The organism is Modicisalibacter xianhensis, assembly GCF_900113605.1.
GTDB lineage: Bacteria > Pseudomonadota > Gammaproteobacteria > Pseudomonadales > Halomonadaceae > Modicisalibacter > Modicisalibacter xianhensis.
The window spans coordinates 17,568-39,240 of the sequence record NZ_FOPY01000012.1; the positions used below are offsets into that span (position 1 = coordinate 17,568).

A 21,673-nucleotide genomic window follows, 5' to 3' on the forward strand; every position below is an offset into this window, starting at 1 on the left:
AAAAAATTCATAAGCCTGCAATTATAGCGGCTTAGACCTATGATCCGCCAGCACTCTATTTGCGCTGTCATTCAGGTATGTTAGTTTGTTCGGTTACGCTCGCTTGCCGATATCTCTTTAATGGAGATGGTAGGCGACAATTCAACCCCAGCGCCAATCAGCGCGCACCGGCACTCTTGAGCGTCACCAGCAACTCCATGAGCCGCTGCTTCTCTTCCCTGGAGAGCTTCTCGCCGGCTTTCTCCCTGGCCAGCAAGGCATCGAACTCGTTCTGCGGAGAGTACTGAGCCAGACGTTGGCGAAAATGGGCCACCAGCCCATCGAGTTCTGTGGCGCGCGCCGTACGCGGAATCAGCAATTCACGCCGGGCCAATTCGTTCAGACGCTGCCCTTCCTCGGTCCCCTGAAAATGCGCCAGCAGCACTTGCATGCTGCGGTAGCGACCGGCCCGCAACAGACGAATGACCTCGCGACACAGTCGACCGTCACTCTCATTATCGGCACACCAGTCGAGTTCTTCAGGCAACCGCTCCACCAGCTCCGGCTCGTGAACCAGCAGCTGAAGCGTGCGCGACATCAACCCGAGCGCGTTGCCTTGGCGCTTGCGCTGTGGCTGAGCTAGTGGCGGTTCGTCGAAGTATTCCGATTCGCCCGGCGGCATCTCGACCGTCATGACCGGTGCCGCCGGCTCGGGCTTCTTGAGCAGCGCCTTGAAACGCCCCTGCTCGACGCCGGTACGCGACGCGAGCTCACTCAACAGCAATGACTTCAGCACCCCTTCGGGCAGCCGCTCCAGTGCCTTGAGCACCGTCGTGGCAAAGCGCTCGCGCTCCTCGACACGCTGCAGATCGCGACCTTCCGACGCCTGCTCGAACAGAAACTCGGACAGCGGACTGGCACAAACGATGCGATCGGCAAAAGCCTCCGGCCCCTCGCGCCGCATCAGGCTATCGGGGTCCTCACCTTCGGGCAGGAACAGAAAACGCGCCTGGCGGCCATCGATCATCAGCGGCAACACGGTCTCCAGCGCACGTCGCGCCGCCTGGCGGCCGGCATTGTCACCGTCGAAACAGAACACCACTTCACCCACCAAGCGGAACAGCCGATTGAAGTGCTCCTCGCTGGTCGAGGTCCCGAGCGTGGCGACGGCATTGCGAATGCCGAATTGCGCCAGCGCCACCACGTCCATATAGCCTTCGACGATGACTACCCGCTCGAGCTGCCGGTTGGCCTGGCGCGCTTCGTACAGTCCGTAGAGTTCGCGCCCCTTGTGAAACACCGGCGTTTCAGGCGAGTTGAGGTACTTGGGCTTGGCATCGCCCAGCACACGTCCGCCAAAGGCAATGGTACGCCCCTTCCAGTCCCGGATCGGAAACATGACCCGGTCACGAAAGCGATCGTAGCTACGCCCGCTATCCTCACGCTGCACGAGCAGGCCATACTCGACCTGCACCGACTCCGCAATACCCTGCCCAGAAAGATGACGCTTGAGCGATTCCCACTCGTCTGGGGCGTAGCCAATGCCGAAATCACGCACAATGTCCTGCGACAGGCCACGTCGCGCCAGGTAGTCCCGCGCCTTGCCACCCTCGCCCATGACCAGGCGCTCGCGAAAGAACGACGCCGACAGCTCGAGCAGATTCACACCCTGCTGACGTTTCTTCTCGCGCGCCTGGGCTCGTGGATCGTCGGCACCTTCGCGTGGCACTTTCAACCCCTGCCGCGATGCCAGTTGCTCGACCGCCTCGGGAAAGCGCAGGTTGTCGTGCTCCATCAAAAAACGCAGCGCGTTGCCGTGAGCCCCGCAACCGAAACAATGGTAAAACTGCTTGTCCTGACTGACGGTGAAGGACGGCGACTTTTCCTGATGGAACGGACACAGGCCGGAATAGTTCTTGCCGGCCTTCTTCAACTGGACACGCTCACCCACCACCTCGACCACGTCGACACGGGCAAGCAAATCATCGATGAAACGCTGCGGGATCTGACCGGCCATGCAGGGCTCTGACGCGTCGTGGGCAAGAGGGGAACGGTAATACCGAGCGATAGCGGGCCAAAAACAAGCGGCCACCGTATGGCGGCCGCTTGGCGTCCCTCTGAGGTAGACGAACTACCTCAAGTACGGATCAATACAGCCGTTCGAAACGCTTACGCTCACGCTGCAGCTTCTTGGCGTGACGCTTTACGGCCGCAGCAGCCTTGCGCTTGCGCACGGCAGTCGGCTTCTCGTAGTTCTCGCGACGACGAACCTCGGAGAGGATGCCGGCTTTCTCGCAGGAACGCTTGAAGCGACGCAGAGCGACGTCGAACGGCTCGTTATCACGTACTTTGACAGAAGGCATTAAGCACTCACCTACCTTGAAATCATGAGTTCGGTTTGTACGCACACCCTGGCCCCGTGGATCATATCCCGGACCGCCCACGCTGTGGACAGTGACAGGATAAGCATGCAAAGACGGCTGATCTGAGGGAATCCGGGTGCACGACCCAGTCTTGCAGAGTCAGGTATTCTAGTCGCCGTTACAGCCCTTTGCAAATTCCTCGTTGTGCCTCTGCCGTCCTGACGGCATTCGGCGTAAAATAGCGCCCTTTGCCAGGAACGACGAGCCAACACCATGCGCGTACTGGGGATCGAAACCTCCTGTGACGAGACCGGCGTCGCCATCTACGACACCGACCGCGGCCTCCTGTCCGATACACTCTACAGCCAGATCGCCATGCACGCCGAGTTCGGTGGTGTCGTGCCCGAACTGGCGTCCCGCGACCATACACGCAAGCTGTTACCCCTGATTCAGGAAGTGCTGGATCGCGCCGGCCTGTCCCGCCAGGACCTGGACGGTATCGCCTACACGGCAGGGCCCGGCCTGGTGGGCGCGCTGATGGTCGGCGCCTCGACAGCGCACGGAATGGCCCGCGCCCTGGGTATCCCGGTTCTCGGCGTGCATCATATGGAAGGCCACCTGCTCGCCCCGATGCTCGAGGATGAGCCCCCCGAGTTTCCCTTCGTCGCCCTGCTGGTTTCCGGCGGCCACACGCAACTGGTCGAGGTGCATGGCCTGGGGCAATACCACCTGCTCGGCGAGTCGGTTGACGACGCGGCCGGTGAAGCCTTCGACAAGACGGCCAAGATGCTCGATCTGGCTTATCCCGGCGGCCCCGAAGTGGCACGCCTGGCCGAGCAGGGCGATCCCCTGCGATTCCGGTTTCCACGCCCGATGACCGACCGTCCGGGGCTGGATTTCAGCTTTTCAGGCCTCAAGACCCATACCCTGACCACCCTTAATGCATTGCGCGATAGCGACCAGCTCGACGCGCAGGGCCGTGCCGATATCGCTCGCGCCTTCGAGGAGGCCGTGGTCGACACGCTGGTCATCAAGTGTCGGCGTGCACTCGACCAGACCGGGCTCAAGCGCTTGGTGGTCGCCGGCGGCGTCAGCGCCAACGCACGCCTGCGCGAACGCCTGGGTAACGAGGTAGCCAAGCGCGGTGCCAGGGCGTATTACCCGCGGGGGCGGTTCTGCACAGACAACGGCGCGATGATCGCCTATGTCGGCGCCCAGCGCCTACTTGCCGGCGAGCATGACAGCGAGGCCATGCAGGCCGTACCGCGCTGGCCGCTGGATCGACTCACTCCTCCCGCCGCGTGAATTCGGCGTCCTGCAGGGAAAGTTCTTCGCCGCGCCCCAGGCGCTGAATGTTCCAGACATGGCGCAGCACGACCAGTAAGGCAAAGGCAATGACCACCCACACATAATCCCGGGCCAGCCAGACACTGGCCAGCGGGGCCAGCAGCGCGCTGGCCAGCGAGGCAATGGCTGCAGTGCGCACACGCCAGGCCAGCAGCGCCCAACAGGCGGCGCACAGTAGCGCCACTGTGGGTGTCAGCATGAGCAGGACCCCGAATGCACTGGCGACCGCCTTGCCACCGCGCCAGCGATGCCATACCGGGTAGCTGTGCCCCAGCAGTACGCCCAGCCCGACCACTCCCTGCGCCCAGGCCGGCAGTCCACTGGCCTTGGCCAGCCATAGCGCCGGCGCGGCCTTGCCGGCATCGAAGAGAAGCGTCGCCAGTGCCAGGCGCTTGCCGTAAAGGCGTAGCACGTTGGAAAAGCCGGGATTGAAGGAACCACGCAGGCGCGGGTCCGGCAGGCCGCGCCATCGACACACCCACACTGCCCCCAGACAGGCGCCACACAGGAACGCCATTAGCGTTAGCAGGGCAACATGAGTGGCGAGGGTGAAAAACGGCATCTGGCAGTTCCAGGGCTAGGGGCCAATCCATGATTCTGCCAGCTTGGTGCATTACAATCGAAGTTTTCACCATGACCGAGGGTAGCGTGTGGATCGCGTGCTGATCGAAGGATTGAGCGTAGAGACAGTCATCGGCGTCTACGACTGGGAACGCACCATCCGGCAACGTCTTGAGCTGGACTTGGAGCTGGCTACTGACATTCGCCCTGCCGCGGCAGGCGACGACCTGGCTCGGACGCTGGACTATGCCGCGATCAGCCAGCAGATTGGCGAGTTCGCCGCTTCCAGCCGCTTCGAACTGGTGGAAACCTTTGCCGAACGGCTCGCGGCGATGCTGCGCGAGGAGTTCGGCATTGCCTGGCTGCGCCTTACGCTGCGCAAGCCCGGTGCAGTGGCCAATGCCAGGGCGGTGGGCGTGCGTATCGAGCGAGGTGAGCGCTGATGGCGCTGGTCGTGGTGAGTATCGGTAGCAATATCGAGCGCGAACGTCATGTGCAGATCTGCCTCGATGCACTGCACGCCGAGTTCGGCAAGCTGCTGATATCTCGCGTCTTCGAAAGCGAGCCGGTCGGATTCGAGGACGGACGCAACTTCTTCAACCTGGTCACCGCCTTCGAGAGCGATGCCGGGGTCGGCGAGTTGCAGGCCTGGTGCAAGCGCCTTGAATACGCCAATGGACGGCGCAAGATCAGCCCCAAGTTCAGCCCACGCACACTGGATATCGATCTGCTTACTGTCGGTGCATTGTGCGGCGATATCGATGGCGTTGAACTGCCGCGTGACGAGATCGTCAAGCATGCCTTCGTCCTCAAGCCCTTGGCCGAGCTGCTACCCGAGCACCGCCATCCGATCAATGGCGAGCGCTATGCTGACCTGTGGGCAGAATTCGACGCTGGCGATCAACGCCTGTGGCCGGTGGACTTCGTCTGGCAGGGCCAGCGCATTTCTCGTGCCAGCTAAGGCTCGATGGCTATCGGCCTTCGTTCAGGCTGGCCTCGATAGCTTGTCGGCGGCGTCGAGCCAGCTCCTGGCCCAGTGCCGCGCCCTGATAGCCTTCTTCCAGCAACTGGCGTGGTGCGATCTGCTGCGCCCGCTGCCAGGCGTGCCCAAGCACCCCGGCGAGGGCGGTATCGAACAGTTTTACCAGTCCCAGCAGCGGTTCGACACGTGCCTGGCGCCGCCAGGCATCGATCGCGTTCAGCCAGCCCAGCAATTGGTCACCACTCGGCGCCTGCCGCTCGACCTCAAGACACAACTCACGCGTCAGCGCGACCTGACGTGCCAGATCACGCCAGGCATTGGGAATGCGCAGGCGATCATGCAGTGCCTCGCGCGCCGGCTCACCGAGATGCTCGCACAGCCGTGCCCAACGCCACTGTGGCACGAGTGTCCCGGTCCCCGTGTCAGGCAACTGGTCGAGACGTGACAGCGCCTTATCCAGCGCCGCATCATCCTCTGCCAATTCCGGCATCAGTTCACCCAGAGCATGGCAGGCCTGAAGACACTGAAAATAGGCCTGAGGACTCGGTTCGCCCAGCGCCTTCTCGGTTTCCTGCCAGACCCGCTCGGCGACGAGATGGCGTATCTCACCGCTGTCGGCCAGGCGCTGCATCAACGCCAGTGTCTCGTCGGCGATCCGAAACCCCAGCCCCTGATAGCGCGCCAGAAAACGCGCCGTACGCAGCACACGCAGCGGATCCTCGACGAAGGCCTGCGAGACGTGACGCAGCCGCCGTACCTCAAGGTCTCGCTGGCCGTGAAAGGGATCGACAAGCGCTCCGTCGGGGGTTTCGGCCATGGCATTGATGGTCAGGTCGCGGCGCGCCAGATCCTCCTCGAGGGTCACTTGCGGGCTGGCATGCACCACGAATCCGGTGTAGCCATGCCCCTGCTTGCGTTCGGTACGCGCCAGCGCATATTCCTCATGGGTATCGGGGTGCAGGAAGACAGGAAAGTCGCGCCCAACCGGTCGGAAACCGCGCCGACGCATCTCCTCCGGCGTAGTGCCTACCACAACCCAGTCCTGATCGACCACCGGCCAGCCGAGCCGGGCGTCGCGCACGGCACCGCCGACGCGATAGACCTGCAGACCCTCGACGTGAGGATCGCTCATGACCGGCGCGTCACACGCTGCGGATGACGGTGCTCCCAGTCGGTGAATCCGCCGTCCAGGCTATAAACGTGAGCGAAGCCCTGCCCGGCCAGCCAGGTGGCCGCCTGTTGGCTGGAGTGGCCGTGATAGCACACCACGACCATCGCCTGGTCACGCGGAGCCTGATCGAGCAGGTCGCCGACGGTGGCGTTGTCCAGATGACGGCTGCCGGGGATGTGACCTTGGGCATAGCTCAGCGGATCGCGGATATCCACCAGCGTCAACGGCTTCGCCTCGTCCAGCCAGGCTTTCAGCGTCACGGGGTCGAGATGTTCGTACGCTTGGGTCATGGTCTCTCCGTTGAAGGGCTAGGCGTCGTTCATTGCGGCGCGCGGCAAGGCACGCTGATCCTCCGGCCGCTGTCGAGGTCGAGGTCGAGGTCGAGCGCTGTCAGCGTGCCTCCCCAGACGCAACCGGTATCCAGTGCCTCGGCACGCACCCGGGCACCGGGTATCTGTCCCTGCAGCGCGGCCCAGTGACCGAACACGATACGCGGATCGTCCTGGCGCGGATAGGTAAACCACGGCGCGTAGCCCCCGGGGGCCGAATCGAGGCCTTCCTTGGCCTTGAAATCCAGGGTCCCATCGGCAGCCACGAAGCGCATCCGGGTAAAGGCATTGACGATCGCACGCAGGCGGTCGTTGCCCTCGAGGTCGTCCTGCCAACGTTCAGGTGCATTGCCGTGCATGACATCGAGAAATGCGCCTGCCCCTTCGCTACGCAGGACGGCCTCGACTTCCCGGGCACGCTCGTGGGCCTGGGACAATGACCAGACCGGCAGCAGCCCGGCATGCACCATCAGCGTGCGCCGGTCGCTGGCACTGCCATCATCGACCCACAATGGCTGCGCCTGTAGCCAGTCAAGCAGGCTGGAGCGATCCGGAGCCTCGAGGATCGCCGCCAGAGTATCGGAGCGCTTGGCGGAGACGGCACCGCGTGCCACGGCCAACAGGTGCAAGTCATGATTGCCGAGCACCACGCTGGCGGCATCGCCCAGGGCGTGAACCTCACGCAGGCAGTCCAGTGACCCCGGCCCACGATTAACCAGATCGCCCGCCAGCCACAGGCGGTCGCGACGAGGGTCGAAACTCAACGTGTCGAGCAGGGCCACGAACTCGGCGTGACAGCCCTGCAGGTCTCCAATGGCATAGGTTGGCATAGGCTTCCTTGTTCCGCTGCGTACTACGACCCCGCGCATGCCGGGGCCGACTCAATGCACCTGGTTGGGTCCCGCCAGGCGGAACGGCGCGATAGCGACATCGAACGGCCGCTGCGCCGCTGTCTCGATGCAAGTGTAGGCGCCTTCCATGACCCCGACCGGGCGCTCCAGCACGGCGCGACTGGTGTAGCGGAAGACCTGCCCCGGCGCGATGACCGGCTGCTCACCGACGACACCCTTGCCGCGGACTTCCTGCACCTTGCCGTTGCCCTGGGTGATCTTCCAGTAGCGAGCCAGCAGTTGCATGGTCCGGGTCGACCGGTTGTGGATAGTGATCGTGTAGCTGAACACAAAACGCTGTTCGCCCGGCGACGACTCGTCGGCACGGTAGGCCGGCTCGACATCGACATGGACGGTTGCGGCGAGTTCGCTCATGCCCCCGCTCCTGCCAGGTGATTGGCTATCGATACCAGTTCGGCCACTGTCAGCGTCTGCGGGCGCCGGGCCGGATCGATACCCAGGGATTCCAGCGTCTCGGCCGATATCCTGCCCTTGAGGTTGTTGCGCAAAGTCTTGCGCCGCTGCGAAAAGGCTTCGCGCACGACATCGGCGAACAATGCTTCGTCCACGGCCCGGGCCGGCAACGTCTCGTGCGGAATCAGGCGCACGATGGCGGAATCCACCTTGGGACGTGGCGTAAAGGACTCCGGCGGCACGATGAACAACGAATCCACCCGGCAATGGTATTGCGCCATGATCGACAGCCGACCCCAGTCGGTACTGCCCGGCTCGGCTGCGAGTCGCTCGACCACTTCCTTCTGCAACATGAAATGCATGTCGGCGACTGCCCCACGCTGGGCCAGCAGATGAAAGATCAGGGGGGTGGAAATGTTGTAGGGCAAGTTGCCCACCACACGCAGCGCCGGTCCGTCGCCCTTGAGCTCGGCAAAGCCGAACTTCAGGGCGTCGCCTTCGTGCACGGTGAAGTCAGGGTAATTGAAGAACTGGACGCGCAATCCCGGTATCAGGTCGCGGTCGAGTTCGATGACGTCCAGCGCCCCGGCCGCCTCGAGCAGCGGCTCGGTCAATGCGCCCTGTCCTGGGCCGATCTCGACCAGGCGCTGTCCGGGACGTGGCGCAATAGACCGCACGATACGCGAGATAATGCCCGGATCGCGCAAGAAGTTCTGCCCGAAACGTTTACGGGCCCGATGAACCGGAGGGCGAGAAGACATGCGAAGAAGAATCCTTGATTGAGCGAAAAAATCGCCAAGCCGCCTTTCTGCTACAGGGTAGCAAGGCGACTCAAATGGGCGCCGGTCACGAACGATGCAGGCGGGCGAAGGGGAAGCCTTAGCGTCCCGTCCCCCGCCCGGTCGCCATTTCTGCGGCGACTTCCAGCGCCACGCGCAGACTGCCGGTATCAGCCGTCGCGGTACCCGCCAGATCGAGTGCCGTCCCGTGATCCACCGATGTCCGCACGATGGGTAGTCCTAGGGTAATGTTGGCGGCACGCCCGAAACCGGCATACTTGAGTACCGGCAGCCCCTGATCATGGTACATCGCCAACACAGCATCCACCCCATCGAGATGGCGTGGCGTGAACAGCGTGTCGGCAGGCAGCGGACCGTCGAGATGCATTCCCCCGCTGCGCAGTCGTTCCAGTACCGGGGCGATTACCTCGAGTTCCTCCCGGCCCAGGTGACCGCCCTCGCCGGCATGCGGATTGAGTCCGCATACCGCGATACGGGGTTCGACAATACCGAAGTGCCGCTCGAGATCCGTGGCCAAGATACGCAGCACGCGCGTCAGCCCCTGGCCGGTGATGGCATCGGCCACCTCGCGTAGCGGCAAGTGGGTGGTCGCCAGCGCCACGCGCAGATGCTGGACGCCGGCGGGAGTATCGAGGCGTGTCGCCAACATCATTACGACGTCGTCGACACTGCATGCATCGCGCAGGTACTCGGTATGCCCGGTAAAGCTGGCATGGCCACCTTCGATGATGACCCCCTTGTGCAGTGGCGCCGTGACCATGGCCCCGGCCTCGCCCCGACGACAGGCCTCGATGGCCCTATCCAGGGTGGCCAGGACGTAACCGGCATTGGACGGATCGAGCCTGCCCGGCAAGGCTGGCGCCCGGAGTGCCACCGGCCATACCGGCAATACTCCCGGACGCGCCTCGGGAACGTCCTGCCCCGACTCGAGTACCAGGATATCGATCCCGAGCTTCAGCCTGGCGGCACGCTCGATCAGCATGTCGGGGTCGCCCACGGCCACCACGCGGCCAGGCAGGGGCATCTTGGAAGCGGCCACCATCAACGCCAGGTCGGGGCCGATACCGGCAGGTTCGCCCGTGGTCAGCGCCAGGACGGGAAGCGTCATGAACCGCTCTGCTCCAGCCGGTTGTCGACGTAGGCATCGGCACGAATCTGCTGGGTCCAGGCCTCGAGTTCGTCGTTGACCTTGCGCTGGAAGATCAGTTGGCGCACCTGGTCGCGCTGGGCTGCGCCCGAGCGGTTGCCTCCCTCACGATCCAGCAGCTTGACCAGATGGAACCCGCTGGGGCTACGAATCGGTTCGCTGACCTGCCCCACCTGCATGCCACCGATCACGTCGGTAAAGATCGAGGGCAGTTCACCGGCCTGGCGCCAGCCCAGATCACCGCCTTCCAGCGCGTTGGCGCCATCGGACTCCGCGGCAGCCACATCGGCGAAGTCGGCGCCACCCTGCAGGCGCTCGTACAGGGCCTGAGCCTCCTGACTCGCTGCCTCGACCTGGTCGGGAGACGGCGACTGCGGTACGGCCACCAGAATGTGCCCTAGCCGGTAGCTGACATTGGCATTGCCACCCTGCTGCTCGAGATAGCGCTCCACTTCACGATCGGAAATGTTGACGCGGCTGGCCACACGCCGCTGCTGCAGCTCACGCATCAGCATCTCGCGACGGATCTGCTCGCGAACCACGGCCAGCGACAGGCCATCCGCCTCCAGGGCATCGGCGAACTCGTCGACGCTCATGCCATTGTTCTCGGCGATGGTGCGCACCGCCCGGTTCAGCTCGGTATCGTCCACCGTCAGGTTGGCCTGTTCGGCCATCTGCAACTGGATCTGCTCGACGATCATGCGCTCCAGCACCTGGCGGCGCAGCACCGCCTCGTCGGGCATGGCGATATTGCGACTCGCCAGCTGGGTACGCGCCTGGATCATGCGATCCTCGAGCTCGCTGGCCATGATGGCGTCATCGTTGACGACCGCCACGATACGATCCAGCGGCTCTTCCACGGCCCCTGCCGATGCAGAAACCCCGCTCAGGGAAAGCGCCAGCATCAGGGCCAGGCTCCACGAAGCAAACCAACGTCTGCGCATTAACAAACCTCACTCACTATTGGAATTGGGTCGGCCGATAACCCGGAATGGACTCCTCGAAGAAGCTTTCGGTTCCCTGACCGACGCCTCCCAGGCCCTTGAACACGAAGCGCAGGAAGATCCCACGGTCGGTATAATCGTCGTCGATCGTATTGGCAGTGTCGTTATCTTCGACCCACTCGCGCCATGCGACCTGAACGCCGTAGCAGCAATCGTTCCATTGCACGCCGGCCAGCTGCTCCAGGGCCCGATCGTTGGTGTTGTCGTAGGTGTAACGACCGATCAGGTCCAGACTCGCAGAGGCCCGATAGGCAAACGATACATCGAAGTCCTCGCGGTTGTACCCAAGACGGTCCTCGGCATCACCGGAGGGATCGAAGCCCTGCAACTGCCAGCGATACCCCAGGTTCAGTACATGCCCCTCGGGATGCCGGTAACGCAAATAGGTTGCCGTACGCTCGGTCAGTTCGCGGTGCGTGTCGTAGAACCATTCGTAGCGGGTACTCCAGCGATTGGTCACCTGCCAGTCGAGCTGCGTCACGACCGGAGAACGATCGCGGGTGGCATCGTACCAGGCCTGGTAGTTGCTCTCCCGGTCGGGCAGGTCCAGGTCGCCCTCCATGCCGATGACGCGATCCTCGAGGTAGGCGCTCTGGCCTACACCCAGCGAGAGACGCTCACGACCGTTGTCGTCCTCGATAAAGCGGGTCGCCACGCCATAGGAAAGCTTGTTGACGTCGCCGACCCGGTCGGCACCCGAGAAGCGATAGGGCGTCCACAACTGGCTCCAGGAAAACGCCCGCTCGTCGGTATCGAAGTCGGGGAACTCGCTCTGGTCGCGCTCCGGCACGTAAGCGTAATAGAGCCGGGGCTCCAACGTCTGGCGCCACGCCTCGTCGAACAGGGTCACGTCACGCTCGAAGATCAGCCCGCCATCGAGTGAGCTGACCGGCACGGTACGCGTCAGGCCAGTGTCGAAGCCGGTCTCGCGCTCACCGTAGTCCAAGTCGTAGGCTGTGTAGAGCAGTGCGAAGCGCGGCTCGAGGAACCCCCAGGACTCGTCGCCCCGCCAGCCCACGGCCGGCGCCAGATGCACGCGCGAGCCGGTGGCCGATTCGCGCAGCGGCACTTCGGTTTCGTCCACATCACGCCAGAAGTAGGTCGCGTTGGAGCGCCACTGCTGGTACAAGCCGTTGTCCTGCGCCCAGCTGGCATTGGCGGTCAGGCTGGGCAGGCGATAGAACGGCTTGTCCCGCTCCACGAGGGGGTATTCGAGACGCTGGTACCCCTGGGTCTTGGCTTCGAGATACCAGGTCGTGCCGCTGTAGCTGAGCTGGGCCAGCCGGGACAGGTATTCGGTCTCGGTCTCGCCGAAGTCCCGGCCGAAATCGTCGAAGTAGCGCCCATCGCTGGCCGCACCATAGCGCAGGTTATAGCGCAGGCGGGGCGAGAAACGCCCGCGATGCAGGTAGTCGAAATACCAGCGTTCCTCGCCCTCGAAAGCATCGTCAGGATCGTTGGGGTTATCGCTCTCCCCAGCCTTGTCGCTAGCCAGGTAGGCCCCCTCGATCCGCCCTTCGTCGGTCGGGAGCAGATAGCGGAATTCGCCCCCCATCAGCAGGCCGTGATTGCTGATCCAGCGCGGCGTGATGGTGGCGTCGTAGTTGGGCGCCAGGTTGAGGTAATAGGGCTGAGCGTAATCGAAGGAGTCGCCGGAGATACCGATGGTCGGCCACAGGAAGCCGGACTGACGGCGGTCATCGATGGGGAAGCGTACCCAAGGCCAGTAGAACACCGGCACGTGACCGACTTCCAGGCGTGCATGGGTCGCGGTACCGAAGCCTTCCTCGCGATCCAGCACCACATCGCTGCTGACCAGTCGCCAGAGATCGTTGCCAGGCTCACAGGTGGTATAACTGGCCTCGCGCAGACGGTAGCGACCATCCTCTAGCCGGGCCAGGCGCTGGGCATCGCCGCGCACACGCTGCTGATGCACGACGTAGTGTGCGGTATCGACCTGGGCGGCATCGCTGTCGAGGGCGAGCTGCCCCGAATCGCCTCGCACCAGCAGGCCACGGTCGCGCAGGGTCAGCGGCCCTTCCGCAAAGGCAGTGTCCCGCGCCGCATTGACACGCACCAACGGGGCCTGAAGCTGGCTGGTGTCGCGCCGCAACACGACCTCGCCGCGCAGAATCGTCTCGCCCTGCTCGCCATACTCGGCTCTCTCGGACGATGACAGGATCTGCTCGGGCGTCTCGCCAGGCGCAAGTGCGTAGGGTGGCATAACATAGCGCCCCCGGCAGAGGGCATCGGGAGGAGCATCCGCCCCCCAGGGCTGCCAGTCGAGACGTTCCGCCGGCAGCGACGGCGGCGGTGCCGCCTGGGCATGGTGCGCGGCCAGGCCGGCAAGGGCAGTCCACAACAATCGCTTGCCCATGAATCCTCGGTGTCCTTGACGGTTGGAATCGGTATTATACAGTCCCCGTGCCGCACGTCCTCCCCTTGATCGCAGCGGGTCGAGGGGTTGCGCTGGGATGCCTCAGCATGCGGCGACGAACCGACTCCGTCAACCAAGGAACCCGCATGCCGGACGCCGCTTACGCCTCTCGCCTCGACGCCCTGCGCGACTGGGTCGCCGCACGCCATGACCTGCCCGCAGATCGCCTTCGCCTCGAACTGGCGGCTGGTGACGCCAGCTTCCGGCGTTACTTCCGCGCGTGGCTAGCTGACGGGGCCACCCGCATCCTGATGGATGCGCCGCCCGCACAGGAGGACAGCCGCCCGTTCGTGGCCATTGCCAGCGACTGGCGCGCTGCCGGCCTGCCCGTTCCTACCTTACACGCGCAGGACCTGGATGCGGGCTTCATCGAACTCGAGGATCTCGGCGACACGCCCATGCACCTGTTGCTGGGCGATGAGGACAGCGAGGCCACCTTGGCCTGCGAGGAACGCGCCCTGGCCCTGCTTGACGTATTGCAGAACCGTGCGCCAGCCGCGCCCCTGCCTGCCTACGATGCCCCCCTGTTGGGCCGCGAACTGGACCTGTTTCCCGAGTGGTGCCTGGGGCACTTCCTGAACATTGATGCGCCCCCCGGCTGGCAGAGGCATCGCCAGCGACTGATCGAGACCGCGCTGGCCCAGCCATGCGTCGCCGTGCATCGCGACTTCGACGCCATGAACCTGATGGTGCACGCCAAGCAATTGTGGCTGATCGATTTCCAGGATGCCGTCAGCGGCCCGCTCACCTACGACCTGATCTCGCTGTTGCGGGGACGCTACTGCCGTTTCTCTCGCCCGCGCTTCGTCGCCTGGGTCGAGGCGTTTCGCCAGCGCGCCATTGCTGACGGCCGCCTGCCCGAGCGCGTCGATTGCGACAACTTTCTGCACATGGCCGATGCCATGGCCGCGCAGCGCTCGCTCAAGGTGCTCGGCATTTTCTGTCGCCTGACCTTGCGTGATGCCAAGTCGGGGTACCTCGAACGCCTGCCGCGCTTTCTTGACCACCTGCGTGACAGCTTGGCCCCGTGGCCCGACTACACCGAACTGGTCGATTGGCTCGACAATACCTTCGCACCGGCCCTCACCCGGGCACTGGCCCAGCATGCCCGCCGGGGAACGCCGACATGAAGGCGATGATTCTGGCCGCCGGCCTGGGCACACGCATGCGCCCGCTCACCGACCACTGCCCCAAGCCACTGCTCGAGGCGGGGGGCAAGCCGCTGATCTTGCATCATATCGACCACCTCAAGACATTGGGCATCACCGATATCGTGATCAATGTCAGCTACCTTGCGCAGCAGATCGTCGACGCACTGGGCGACGGGGCGGCCCATGGCGTTACCATCCGCTGGAGCCACGAGCCGACCCCGCTGGAAACCGGCGGTGGCATTCGCCAGGCACTACCGCTGCTCGGTGAGATGCCGTTTCTGTTGGTCAATGGCGATGTATGGTGCGAGCTTGACCCGGCCTGGATGTCGCCGCTTGCCGGCGACCTGGCGCGCCTGGTACTGGTCGACAATCCCGAGCATCATCCCGAGGGAGATTTTGCTCTCGACATGGCAGGCCGGGCCCACACCAGCGGTGAGCCGCGCTTGACCTTCAGCGGCATCAGCCTGATCGACCCCGCCCTGGTCGCCGAGCAGCCTGAGGGAGCCTTCAAGCTGGCCCCGCTGTTGCGCGATGCCATGCAAGCCGGACGAGTCGGTGGCCTCCACCATCGCGGCGCCTGGGTCGACGTAGGTACGCCCGAACGGCTGCAGGCGCTGGATGCCTGGCTTCGGCAGCGTCAATGACACTGGCCGGAGCCGCCGTCCAGCGCTCCGGCAACACAGGCAGGGGCCAACCTGCGACACCACGATACCAACCAGAAGGAAAGCGAATCGATGAAAGCCAGCGTCAAATGGACCGACGGACGCCAGTTCGTGGCGGAGTCCGGCAGTGGTCATAGTGTCGTCATCGATGGCCCGCCCGACCACGGTGGCCGCAATACCGGCCCGCGCCCCATGGAGATGTTGTTGATGGGCATGGGCGCATGCACTTCCTTCGACGTCCTGGAGATTCTCGACAAGTCGCGCGCTCCGGTCAGCGACTGCGTGGCCAGCATCGAAGCCGAACGGGCCGACAGCGTGCCAAGCGTGTTCACCAGGATTCACGTGCGCTTCACGGTGACTGGCAAGGGACTCAAGGAGAACCAGGTCAAGCGCGCCGTAGAACTCTCTGCCGAGAAGTACTGCAGCGCCTCGATCATGCTGGCCAAGGGCGGCGTCGAAGTCACGCACTCCTACGAGATCGTTGACGGCTAGACACGGCGACAAGTGTGCCGACAGCCCGCCTTACAGGCGGGCTTTTTATTGAAGGGCAATGACGGCTACAGCGGCGGTGCGTCGACATGACGCCACAGATAGAGCGCTAGCCACGAGCGATACGGCGCGAACCGTGCGGCGGTGCGCACCGTCTTGCGTCGCGGACTGGTCAGGCGTGTCAGGGTCTTGCGCGCGGCCACGTCGCCATCCGGCCAGACATCCTCGTCACCGAAATAGAAGATGGCGATCATGTCCGCAGTCCACTGCCCCACGCCCCACAGCGCCGTGAGTCGTCGCGAGCGCTCGGCATGATCGAGCGGGCGCAGCGACTCGGCCTCGAGTTCGCCCAGGCGTGCCTGCTCGGCGATGGCGCAGATGGCCCGTGCCTTGGCCGACGACAAGCCACAGGCGCGTAACGCCTCCTCGTTGGCGTCGATAAAGTACTCGGTCAGCGGGGTCTCTCCGGCTGCCGTCAGCACGCGCCCCCAGATGGCCCGAGCTGCTTTCACCGAGAGTTGCTGCCCGGCCACGGAGCGACATAATCGTTCGGCGAGTGGTCGGGAATCATCGAAACTGAACTCTATCGGACCGCCCCGTGCCATGGCCTCGGCCAGTGCGGGGCTCAGTCCTTCAGCGATCGAGACGAAGCGTTCATGGAGGTCCTGCGACATGATCCGACGGGCTCAGATGCGGTAGACACTCTGGGTCATCACCTTCGACATCAATTTCATGCCGAATTTCACCGGCGCGGGAAAGCGCGTACCACCAGCCTCTAGCGCCCAGCGTTCATGGTGCGCCTCGTCCTCACGCATCTGCTCGAGGACGGCCCGCGAGCGCCGGTCGCCGGTCGGCAGTCCTTTGAGGTGCGCATCGAGATGACGACCGACCTGCTCCTCGGTGGCAGCCACGAACCCCAGGCTTAGCCGGTCACCCACGGCACCTGCCGTCGCCCCCAGGCCGAAGGAAGCCGCGTAGAACAGCGGGTTGAGATAACTTGTCCGCCCACCGAGTTCCTTGAGCCGTTCGTCGCACCAGGCCAGATGGTCGATCTCTTCCTGGGCGGCGTGCTCCATCTGCTCTCGCGTGTCAGGCAGCTTCGCTGTCAGCCCCTGCCCCTGGTAGAGCGCCTGGGCGCAGACTTCGCCGGTGTGATTGATACGCATCAAGCCTTCGGCATGGCGACGTTCGGCATCGTCCATGTCTCCATCCCGCGCCTTGAGCGCCGGCGAGGGTCGTGATGGCTGGGCGGCATGAGGCACCAGCGTGCGCAGCACGGTATCGAACTGCTGGATGAGATTATCGGTTCGCGTCAGCTTGCGAAGCATCACTACCCCCTGGAAAACAAACGGGACGAAACCTGTCGGCACCGGGCCTGCCGGACGCTCGGCCAGCGCCCCCAGTCCCATCAGAAGGGCCACACCCGGGAGGTGTGGCCCTGTATGCACCGGATGCATCGTTGCACTTGTCGTGAAGGATCCGTCGCGCGGATCGCTGCTGCGGCTACCCCGCCGGCCAGGTAAAGTGCCGACCGCCCATCAGATGCATGTGTATATGATAGACCGACTGGCCGCCGTCTTCATTGCAGTTCATCACCACCCGATAGCCATTGTCGGCAAACCCCTGCTGCTTGGCCAGCTTGGCCGCGGTGAACTGCAGCCGGCCGATCAACGCCAGGTCCGCTTCCTCGATGTCGTTGAGCGTGGCGATGTGTTTCTTGGGCACGATCAGGATGTGGGTCGGCGCCTTGGGATCGATGTCGTTGAAAGCCAGTACATGCTCGTCTTCGTAGACGATGTCCGGCTCGATCTCACGCTCGACCATCTTGCAGAACAAGCAATCCATGAGTCACTTCTCCTCGATAAGAATTCGCCGTTACCGCGCAACACGACAATGCGGCTGCACGGGAGTCGTGCGCCTAGCGAAAGCGCCGCTGGCCCAGCAGGTGCTTTACCACCGGGCCGAGTATCAGCTCCATCGCCAGGGACATGCGTGCGCCAGGCACCACCAGGGTATGCGGCCGGCTCATGAAGGAATCCTGAATCATTGCCAGCAGGTAGGGGAAGTCCACCGTGGCCGGATCACGGAAACGGATGACCACGAAGGATTCGGCGTCGGTGGGAATATCCTGCACCTCGAAGGGGTTTGAGGTATCCACTGTAGGCACACGTTGAAAATTGATATGGGTACGCGAGAACTGCGGCTGGATGTAGCGCACGTAGTCGTGCATGCGGCCCAGGATGGTATCGATCACCGCTTCCTGCGAGTAGCCGCGCAGCTTTGTGTCACGATCGATCTTCTGGATCCATTCCAGGTTCATGGTCGGCGCCACGCCGATGAGCAGGTCGACATACCGGGCGATATCGTATTCACCGGTCACCAGGCCGCCATGCAAGCCTTCGTAGAAGAGCAAGTCCGTGCCGCAGGGCAGCGATTGCCACTCGGTAAACGTGCCGACCTTGTAGCCGGCCTCGATCATGCGCTTGTCCTCGGCATGGATGTAATGCCGGTAGGTTCCCGAGCCGTGCTCGCCATATTCCTGGAATAGCGCCTCGAGCCGGTCGAGCAGGTTGGCCTCGACGGCAAAATGCGACAGTTCGTCGGTTCGCTCGGGCTCCTCGCGAAAGATACGCGTCAGTTCTTCCTTGGTGTAGCGGTGGAAGGCATCGCCGTCGACGAACGCGGCATGCACGTCCTCACGCGAGAACATGCGCTCGAAAGTGCGCCGGACGGTGGTGGTGCCGGCCCCTGAGGAGCCGGTCACGGCGATGATGGGATATTCGCGCGACATCAGTCGGCTCCCCGCTGCTTGGCCCTGGCCAATGCCTCGCCGAACGCGACGGGCAGCTCGACCGGCTTGCCGGTGTCCGGGTCGAGCAGGACCACACCCACTCGCGCCAGCGCCACGGTGCGCTCGTCGGCTGGCCGCCACAGCCGCTGGTAAACGTGGAAACCACGCCCCTGCGCTGCCGGAATCGCCGAATCCACGATCAGCGCCTCCGGCCAACGCGCCTCGGCGCGATACTGAACCGCCAGGTCAGCCACCACACTGGGGTGACCGACCACATCCCATTCATGGAATCCGAGCGACTCGAACATGTGCACGCGCGCTTCGTGAAGCAGACCGATGGCAGCATCATGCGCGAGGTGACGGCCATAATTCATGTCGCCGATGCGCACCGGCAATCGATGCCGGTGCACGAGGTCCGTCGCGGGAAACTCCAGGCGAACACGTTCCATGTCATGACTCCTGCGCAATACGGCCGATGCCCGGCACTCAGCCTTCTCGGGCAATGGCACGGTAGGCGATGTCGCGCCGGTACAGCGCATCTTCCCAGCGAATCGACGCCACACCGTCGTACGCCCGATTGCGGGCGCTGGAGACCCGTTCGCCCAACGCGGTTACACATAGCACGCGCCCTCCGCTGGTGACGACCCGACCTTGGTCGTCCTCGGAGGTACCGGCATGGAAGACCTTGCAGCCCGCCGCTTCGGCAGCGTCCAGCCCTTCGATGACATCGCCCTTGCGGTAGCTGCCGGGATAGCCGCCAGCGGCCATCACTACACCCACCGCGGCACGCGAGTCCCATTCACCGCTTTCGCGATCCAGGCTCCCCTCGACACCGGCCAGGCATAGCTTGACCAGATCCGACTTTAAACGCAGCAGGATCGGCTGGGTCTCGGGATCACCGAAACGGCAGTTATACTCGATCACCTTGGGCGCGCCGTCGGGGCCGATCATCAGTCCCGCATACAGGAAGCCGGTATAGGGATGCCCCTCTTCAGCCATGCCGCGCACGGTGGGCTGGATCACCTCGTCGAGAATGCGCTGATAGACCGCGTCGGTCACCACCGGGGCCGGCGAATAGGCCCCCATACCGCCGGTATTGGGACCGGTATCGCCTTCGCCGACACGCTTGTGGTCCTGACTGGTGGCCATGGGCAGCACGTGCTCGCCATCGACCATCACGATGAAACTGGCTTCTTCCCCTTCGAGAAACTCCTCGATCACCACGCGGGCGCCGGCATCGCCGAAAGCGTTGGCCTCCAGCATGTCGCGCACGGCAGCCTCGGCCTCGGCCTGGGTCATGGCGACAATCACACCCTTGCCAGCGGCCAGCCCATCGGCCTTGATGACGATCGGCGCGCCCTTTTCGGCCAGATAGGCCAGGGCCGCATCGATTTCGGTGAAGGTGGCGTACTCGGCGGTGGGAATGGCGTGGCGTGCCAGAAAATCCTTGGTGAAGGACTTGGAGCCTTCCAGCTGGGCAGCAGCCTGGGTCGGCCCGAATATTTTCAGCCCCGCAGCCCGGAAACGATCGACCACCCCAGCCACCAGCGGCGCTTCGGGGCCGACGATGGTCAGTCCGACGGCATTATCGCGGGCAAAGGCCTCCAGGCCGGCCAGGTCGTCTGCGGCAATATCCACATTGGTCAGCTTGGATTCACGAGCGGTGCCGGCATTACCGGGCGCCACGAAGACCGACTCGACATAGGGTGACTGGGCCGCTTTCCAGGCCAGTGCATGCTCGCGGCCACCGCCGCCGATGATGAGAACCTTCATCTACAGAACCTTGCTCGGTAGTGGAATTCCAGGGAGCGGCATTATGTCAGAAAGCGCCCCGTCCCGCCTGCCCGATAGCCGGCCACTTTCCGCTAGCGGGACTCGTCGTCATCCTTGTCGAGGGGCGAACGCATCATGGCCTGCTGCCAGAAACGCATGTTCTCTTCGGCCATCTCGCGCATCAGTTCCATGGGCGTGTGGCGCATGGCCTGCTGCCACTGATCCTGCAGGCGCTTCTGCTGCTCCAGCATCAGCCGGGTGCCCTGCTCCAGATAACGCGCCAATGGCAGCGGTTGCGACATGGCGTAGACACGAATCAGCTGTTGCAGCAGGTCATTGGAAAACACTTCGGCATCGCCGTCGGCCTGCTCCTGCTCGATGATGATCGACAGCAGGATAGTGCGCGTCAGATCCACGCCGGTCTTGGCGTCTTCCACCCGGAACGGCTCTTCATCGAGGATCAGGCGACGCAAATCCTCGAGTGTGACGTAACGACTCTGCTGCGTATCGTAGAGTCGGCGGTTGGCATACTTGCGAATCACGCGCACGGCGCGGCTCCTCTTCGATTATATTCGGCATGTCTGCATTGTGCATTGCACTAGACGGCTTGCAAACACTCCGGGGCTTTCGTCGGGTAGAATGCCTGCCTGCACGCTGGAGACGCCATGAACCTGATTCTGCTCGACCCCGACGATATCGCGGCCGACGGCCATGCCCGGGTACGCGACCCACGCCGCCTGCGCCACCTGCACGAGGTGCACCGCGCCGCGCCGGGCGACGAACTGACCCTGGGCGTCGAGAATGGTGGCCTGGGTCGCGGACGCCTGCTGCACCTGTCGAGTGACGAGGCCTGCTTCGTCGTCGAGCAGCTCGACCAGCCGCCCCCGGCTCCCCTGCCGGTTCACCTGGTGCTCGCCCTGCCCCGCCCGCGCATGCTGGCACGTACCTTGGAGCATGTCACGGCACTGGGAGTCAAGCATATCACGCTGCTGCACACACGCCGCGTGGAGAAGAGCTACTGGCAGTCGCCCGAACTGGCCCCTGAGCGCGTCCGCGAGCACCTTATCCTGGGGCTCGAGCAGGCACGCGACACCCGACTCCCCGAGGTGACCCTGGCGACCCGCTTTCGCCCGTTCCTCGAAGATAGCCTGCCCGACTTGCTGAAAGGGCGACGCGGGCTGCTGGCGCATCCGGGCATGGCCACGCCCTGCCCTCGCGGCATCGATACGCCAAGCCTCCTGCTGGTCGGCCCGGAAGGCGGCTTCATTCCCTACGAAGTGGAACGCCTGCTCGAGGCTGGCTGCGAAGGCATCCACCTCGGCGAACGCATCCTGCGCGTCGAAACGGCAGTGACGGCGTTGCTGGCCAGGCTATTCTGAACCG

At 64.0% G+C, this 21,673-nt stretch carries 25 protein-coding genes; 7 read left to right on the plus strand and 18 right to left on the minus strand.

The genetic code is table 11. The annotated features are described in order from the left end of the window. Window positions 1–157: 157 nt before the first annotated feature. On the minus strand, window positions 158–1,996 hold the full coding sequence (gene dnaG / locus BM194_RS14330; RefSeq protein ID WP_092848036.1) for a DNA primase: 1,839 nt from the start codon (window positions 1,994–1,996) through the stop codon (window positions 158–160). Between the two features lie 130 nt (window positions 1,997–2,126). Beyond that, window positions 2,127–2,342: a 30S ribosomal protein S21 gene (gene rpsU / locus BM194_RS14335; RefSeq protein WP_092848038.1), complete on the minus strand. Its 216-nt coding sequence runs from the start codon at window positions 2,340–2,342 to the stop codon at window positions 2,127–2,129. Window positions 2,343–2,615: 273 nt separating this feature from the next. Between rpsU and tsaD the strand changes: the two genes are divergently transcribed. After that, window positions 2,616–3,647, plus strand: coding sequence for a tRNA (adenosine(37)-N6)-threonylcarbamoyltransferase complex transferase subunit TsaD (gene tsaD, locus BM194_RS14340; RefSeq protein WP_092848041.1), 1,032 nt, complete (start codon window positions 2,616–2,618; stop codon window positions 3,645–3,647). Here tsaD and BM194_RS14345 read toward each other — a convergent pair. Then, window positions 3,628–4,251: a glycerol-3-phosphate acyltransferase gene (locus BM194_RS14345; RefSeq protein WP_092848043.1), complete on the minus strand. Its 624-nt coding sequence runs from the start codon at window positions 4,249–4,251 to the stop codon at window positions 3,628–3,630. The genes tsaD and BM194_RS14345 overlap by 20 nt on opposite strands. Window positions 4,252–4,339: 88 nt before the next feature. On the opposite strand from BM194_RS14345, the gene folB reads away from it, so the two are divergent. Next, window positions 4,340–4,693, plus strand: a complete 354-nt coding sequence (folB, locus tag BM194_RS14350) for a dihydroneopterin aldolase (protein WP_092848044.1) — start codon at window positions 4,340–4,342, stop codon at window positions 4,691–4,693. Next, window positions 4,693–5,211, plus strand: a complete 519-nt coding sequence (gene folK, locus BM194_RS14355; RefSeq protein WP_092848046.1) for a 2-amino-4-hydroxy-6-hydroxymethyldihydropteridine diphosphokinase — start codon at window positions 4,693–4,695, stop codon at window positions 5,209–5,211. The genes folB and folK overlap by 1 nt, the downstream gene beginning before the upstream one ends. A 10-nt stretch (window positions 5,212–5,221) precedes the next feature. Here the strand turns inward: folK and BM194_RS14360 are convergent, their stop codons facing one another. The 8 genes from BM194_RS14360 to BM194_RS14395 all read right to left on the minus strand — a co-directional run bounded on the left by BM194_RS14360 (window position 5,222) and on the right by BM194_RS14395 (window position 13,364). Further along, window positions 5,222–6,364, minus strand: a complete 1,143-nt coding sequence (locus BM194_RS14360) for a tRNA nucleotidyltransferase/poly(A) polymerase-related protein (protein ID WP_092848048.1) — start codon at window positions 6,362–6,364, stop codon at window positions 5,222–5,224. Continuing rightward, window positions 6,361–6,693 (minus strand): thiosulfate sulfurtransferase GlpE, encoded by a 333-nt coding sequence (gene glpE, locus BM194_RS14365; RefSeq protein ID WP_092848051.1) that lies wholly within the window; start codon window positions 6,691–6,693, stop codon window positions 6,361–6,363. Before glpE ends, BM194_RS14360 begins: the two co-directional genes overlap by 4 nt. Before the next feature lie 29 nt (window positions 6,694–6,722). Beyond that, on the minus strand, window positions 6,723–7,562 hold the full coding sequence (locus BM194_RS14370) for a symmetrical bis(5'-nucleosyl)-tetraphosphatase (RefSeq protein WP_092848053.1): 840 nt from the start codon (window positions 7,560–7,562) through the stop codon (window positions 6,723–6,725). Between the two features lie 51 nt (window positions 7,563–7,613). Next, the gene (gene apaG, locus BM194_RS14375; protein WP_092848056.1) at window positions 7,614–7,997 is read right to left on the minus strand and encodes a Co2+/Mg2+ efflux protein ApaG; all 384 of its coding nucleotides are present in this window, start codon (window positions 7,995–7,997) and stop codon (window positions 7,614–7,616) included. Next, the gene (rsmA, locus tag BM194_RS14380) at window positions 7,994–8,797 is read right to left on the minus strand and encodes a 16S rRNA (adenine(1518)-N(6)/adenine(1519)-N(6))-dimethyltransferase RsmA (RefSeq protein WP_092848058.1); all 804 of its coding nucleotides are present in this window, start codon (window positions 8,795–8,797) and stop codon (window positions 7,994–7,996) included. Before rsmA ends, apaG begins: the two co-directional genes overlap by 4 nt. Window positions 8,798–8,915: 118 nt before the next feature. Then, window positions 8,916–9,944: a 4-hydroxythreonine-4-phosphate dehydrogenase PdxA gene (gene pdxA, locus BM194_RS14385; protein WP_092848060.1), complete on the minus strand. Its 1,029-nt coding sequence runs from the start codon at window positions 9,942–9,944 to the stop codon at window positions 8,916–8,918. Next, window positions 9,941–10,927 (minus strand): peptidylprolyl isomerase, encoded by a 987-nt coding sequence (locus BM194_RS14390; protein WP_092848063.1) that lies wholly within the window; start codon window positions 10,925–10,927, stop codon window positions 9,941–9,943. The genes pdxA and BM194_RS14390 overlap by 4 nt, the downstream gene beginning before the upstream one ends. A gap of 16 nt (window positions 10,928–10,943) precedes the next feature. Then, the gene (locus BM194_RS14395; RefSeq protein WP_092848065.1) at window positions 10,944–13,364 is read right to left on the minus strand and encodes an LPS-assembly protein LptD; all 2,421 of its coding nucleotides are present in this window, start codon (window positions 13,362–13,364) and stop codon (window positions 10,944–10,946) included. A gap of 146 nt (window positions 13,365–13,510) precedes the next feature. On the opposite strand from BM194_RS14395, the gene BM194_RS14400 reads away from it, so the two are divergent. From BM194_RS14400 to BM194_RS14410, 3 genes are all read left to right on the plus strand, one after another. Continuing rightward, a complete protein-coding gene (locus BM194_RS14400; RefSeq protein WP_092848067.1) occupies window positions 13,511–14,554 on the plus strand; it encodes an aminoglycoside phosphotransferase family protein in 1,044 nt (347 codons plus the stop codon). Beyond that, entirely contained in the window at window positions 14,551–15,219 is a 669-nt protein-coding gene (gene murU, locus BM194_RS14405) for an N-acetylmuramate alpha-1-phosphate uridylyltransferase MurU (RefSeq protein ID WP_092848071.1), read from the plus strand. Before BM194_RS14400 ends, murU begins: the two co-directional genes overlap by 4 nt. Before the next feature lie 90 nt (window positions 15,220–15,309). Next, window positions 15,310–15,729 (plus strand): OsmC family protein, encoded by a 420-nt coding sequence (locus BM194_RS14410; RefSeq protein ID WP_092848076.1) that lies wholly within the window; start codon window positions 15,310–15,312, stop codon window positions 15,727–15,729. Window positions 15,730–15,794: 65 nt separating this feature from the next. On the opposite strand, the gene BM194_RS14415 is transcribed toward BM194_RS14410, so the two are convergent. From BM194_RS14415 to phaR, 7 genes are all read right to left on the minus strand, one after another. After that, on the minus strand, window positions 15,795–16,400 hold the full coding sequence (locus BM194_RS14415; RefSeq protein WP_092848079.1) for a DNA-3-methyladenine glycosylase family protein: 606 nt from the start codon (window positions 16,398–16,400) through the stop codon (window positions 15,795–15,797). A 12-nt stretch (window positions 16,401–16,412) separates the two neighbouring features. After that, window positions 16,413–17,054 (minus strand): 2-polyprenyl-3-methyl-6-methoxy-1,4-benzoquinone monooxygenase, encoded by a 642-nt coding sequence (gene coq7, locus BM194_RS14420; protein ID WP_092848345.1) that lies wholly within the window; start codon window positions 17,052–17,054, stop codon window positions 16,413–16,415. A gap of 175 nt (window positions 17,055–17,229) precedes the next feature. After that, window positions 17,230–17,571: a histidine triad nucleotide-binding protein gene (locus BM194_RS14425; protein WP_092848082.1), complete on the minus strand. Its 342-nt coding sequence runs from the start codon at window positions 17,569–17,571 to the stop codon at window positions 17,230–17,232. 73 nt (window positions 17,572–17,644) lie between these two features. Continuing rightward, window positions 17,645–18,517, minus strand: a complete 873-nt coding sequence (locus BM194_RS14430) for a phosphoribulokinase (RefSeq protein ID WP_092848085.1) — start codon at window positions 18,515–18,517, stop codon at window positions 17,645–17,647. Then, entirely contained in the window at window positions 18,517–18,966 is a 450-nt protein-coding gene (locus BM194_RS14435) for an acyl-CoA thioesterase (RefSeq protein WP_092848087.1), read from the minus strand. Before BM194_RS14435 ends, BM194_RS14430 begins: the two co-directional genes overlap by 1 nt. A 37-nt stretch (window positions 18,967–19,003) precedes the next feature. After that, window positions 19,004–20,290: a phosphoribosylamine--glycine ligase gene (purD, locus tag BM194_RS14440; RefSeq protein ID WP_092848090.1), complete on the minus strand. Its 1,287-nt coding sequence runs from the start codon at window positions 20,288–20,290 to the stop codon at window positions 19,004–19,006. Between the two features lie 92 nt (window positions 20,291–20,382). After that, window positions 20,383–20,838, minus strand: a complete 456-nt coding sequence (phaR, locus tag BM194_RS14445; protein ID WP_092848092.1) for a polyhydroxyalkanoate synthesis repressor PhaR — start codon at window positions 20,836–20,838, stop codon at window positions 20,383–20,385. A 117-nt stretch (window positions 20,839–20,955) separates the two neighbouring features. Here phaR and BM194_RS14450 point away from each other — a divergent pair, with 117 nt between their 5' ends. Continuing rightward, window positions 20,956–21,669 carry a 16S rRNA (uracil(1498)-N(3))-methyltransferase gene (locus tag BM194_RS14450; protein ID WP_092848095.1) on the plus strand — a complete coding sequence of 238 codons (714 nt, stop codon included), beginning with the start codon at window positions 20,956–20,958 and terminating at the stop codon, window positions 21,667–21,669. Window positions 21,670–21,673 lie beyond the last annotated feature (4 nt).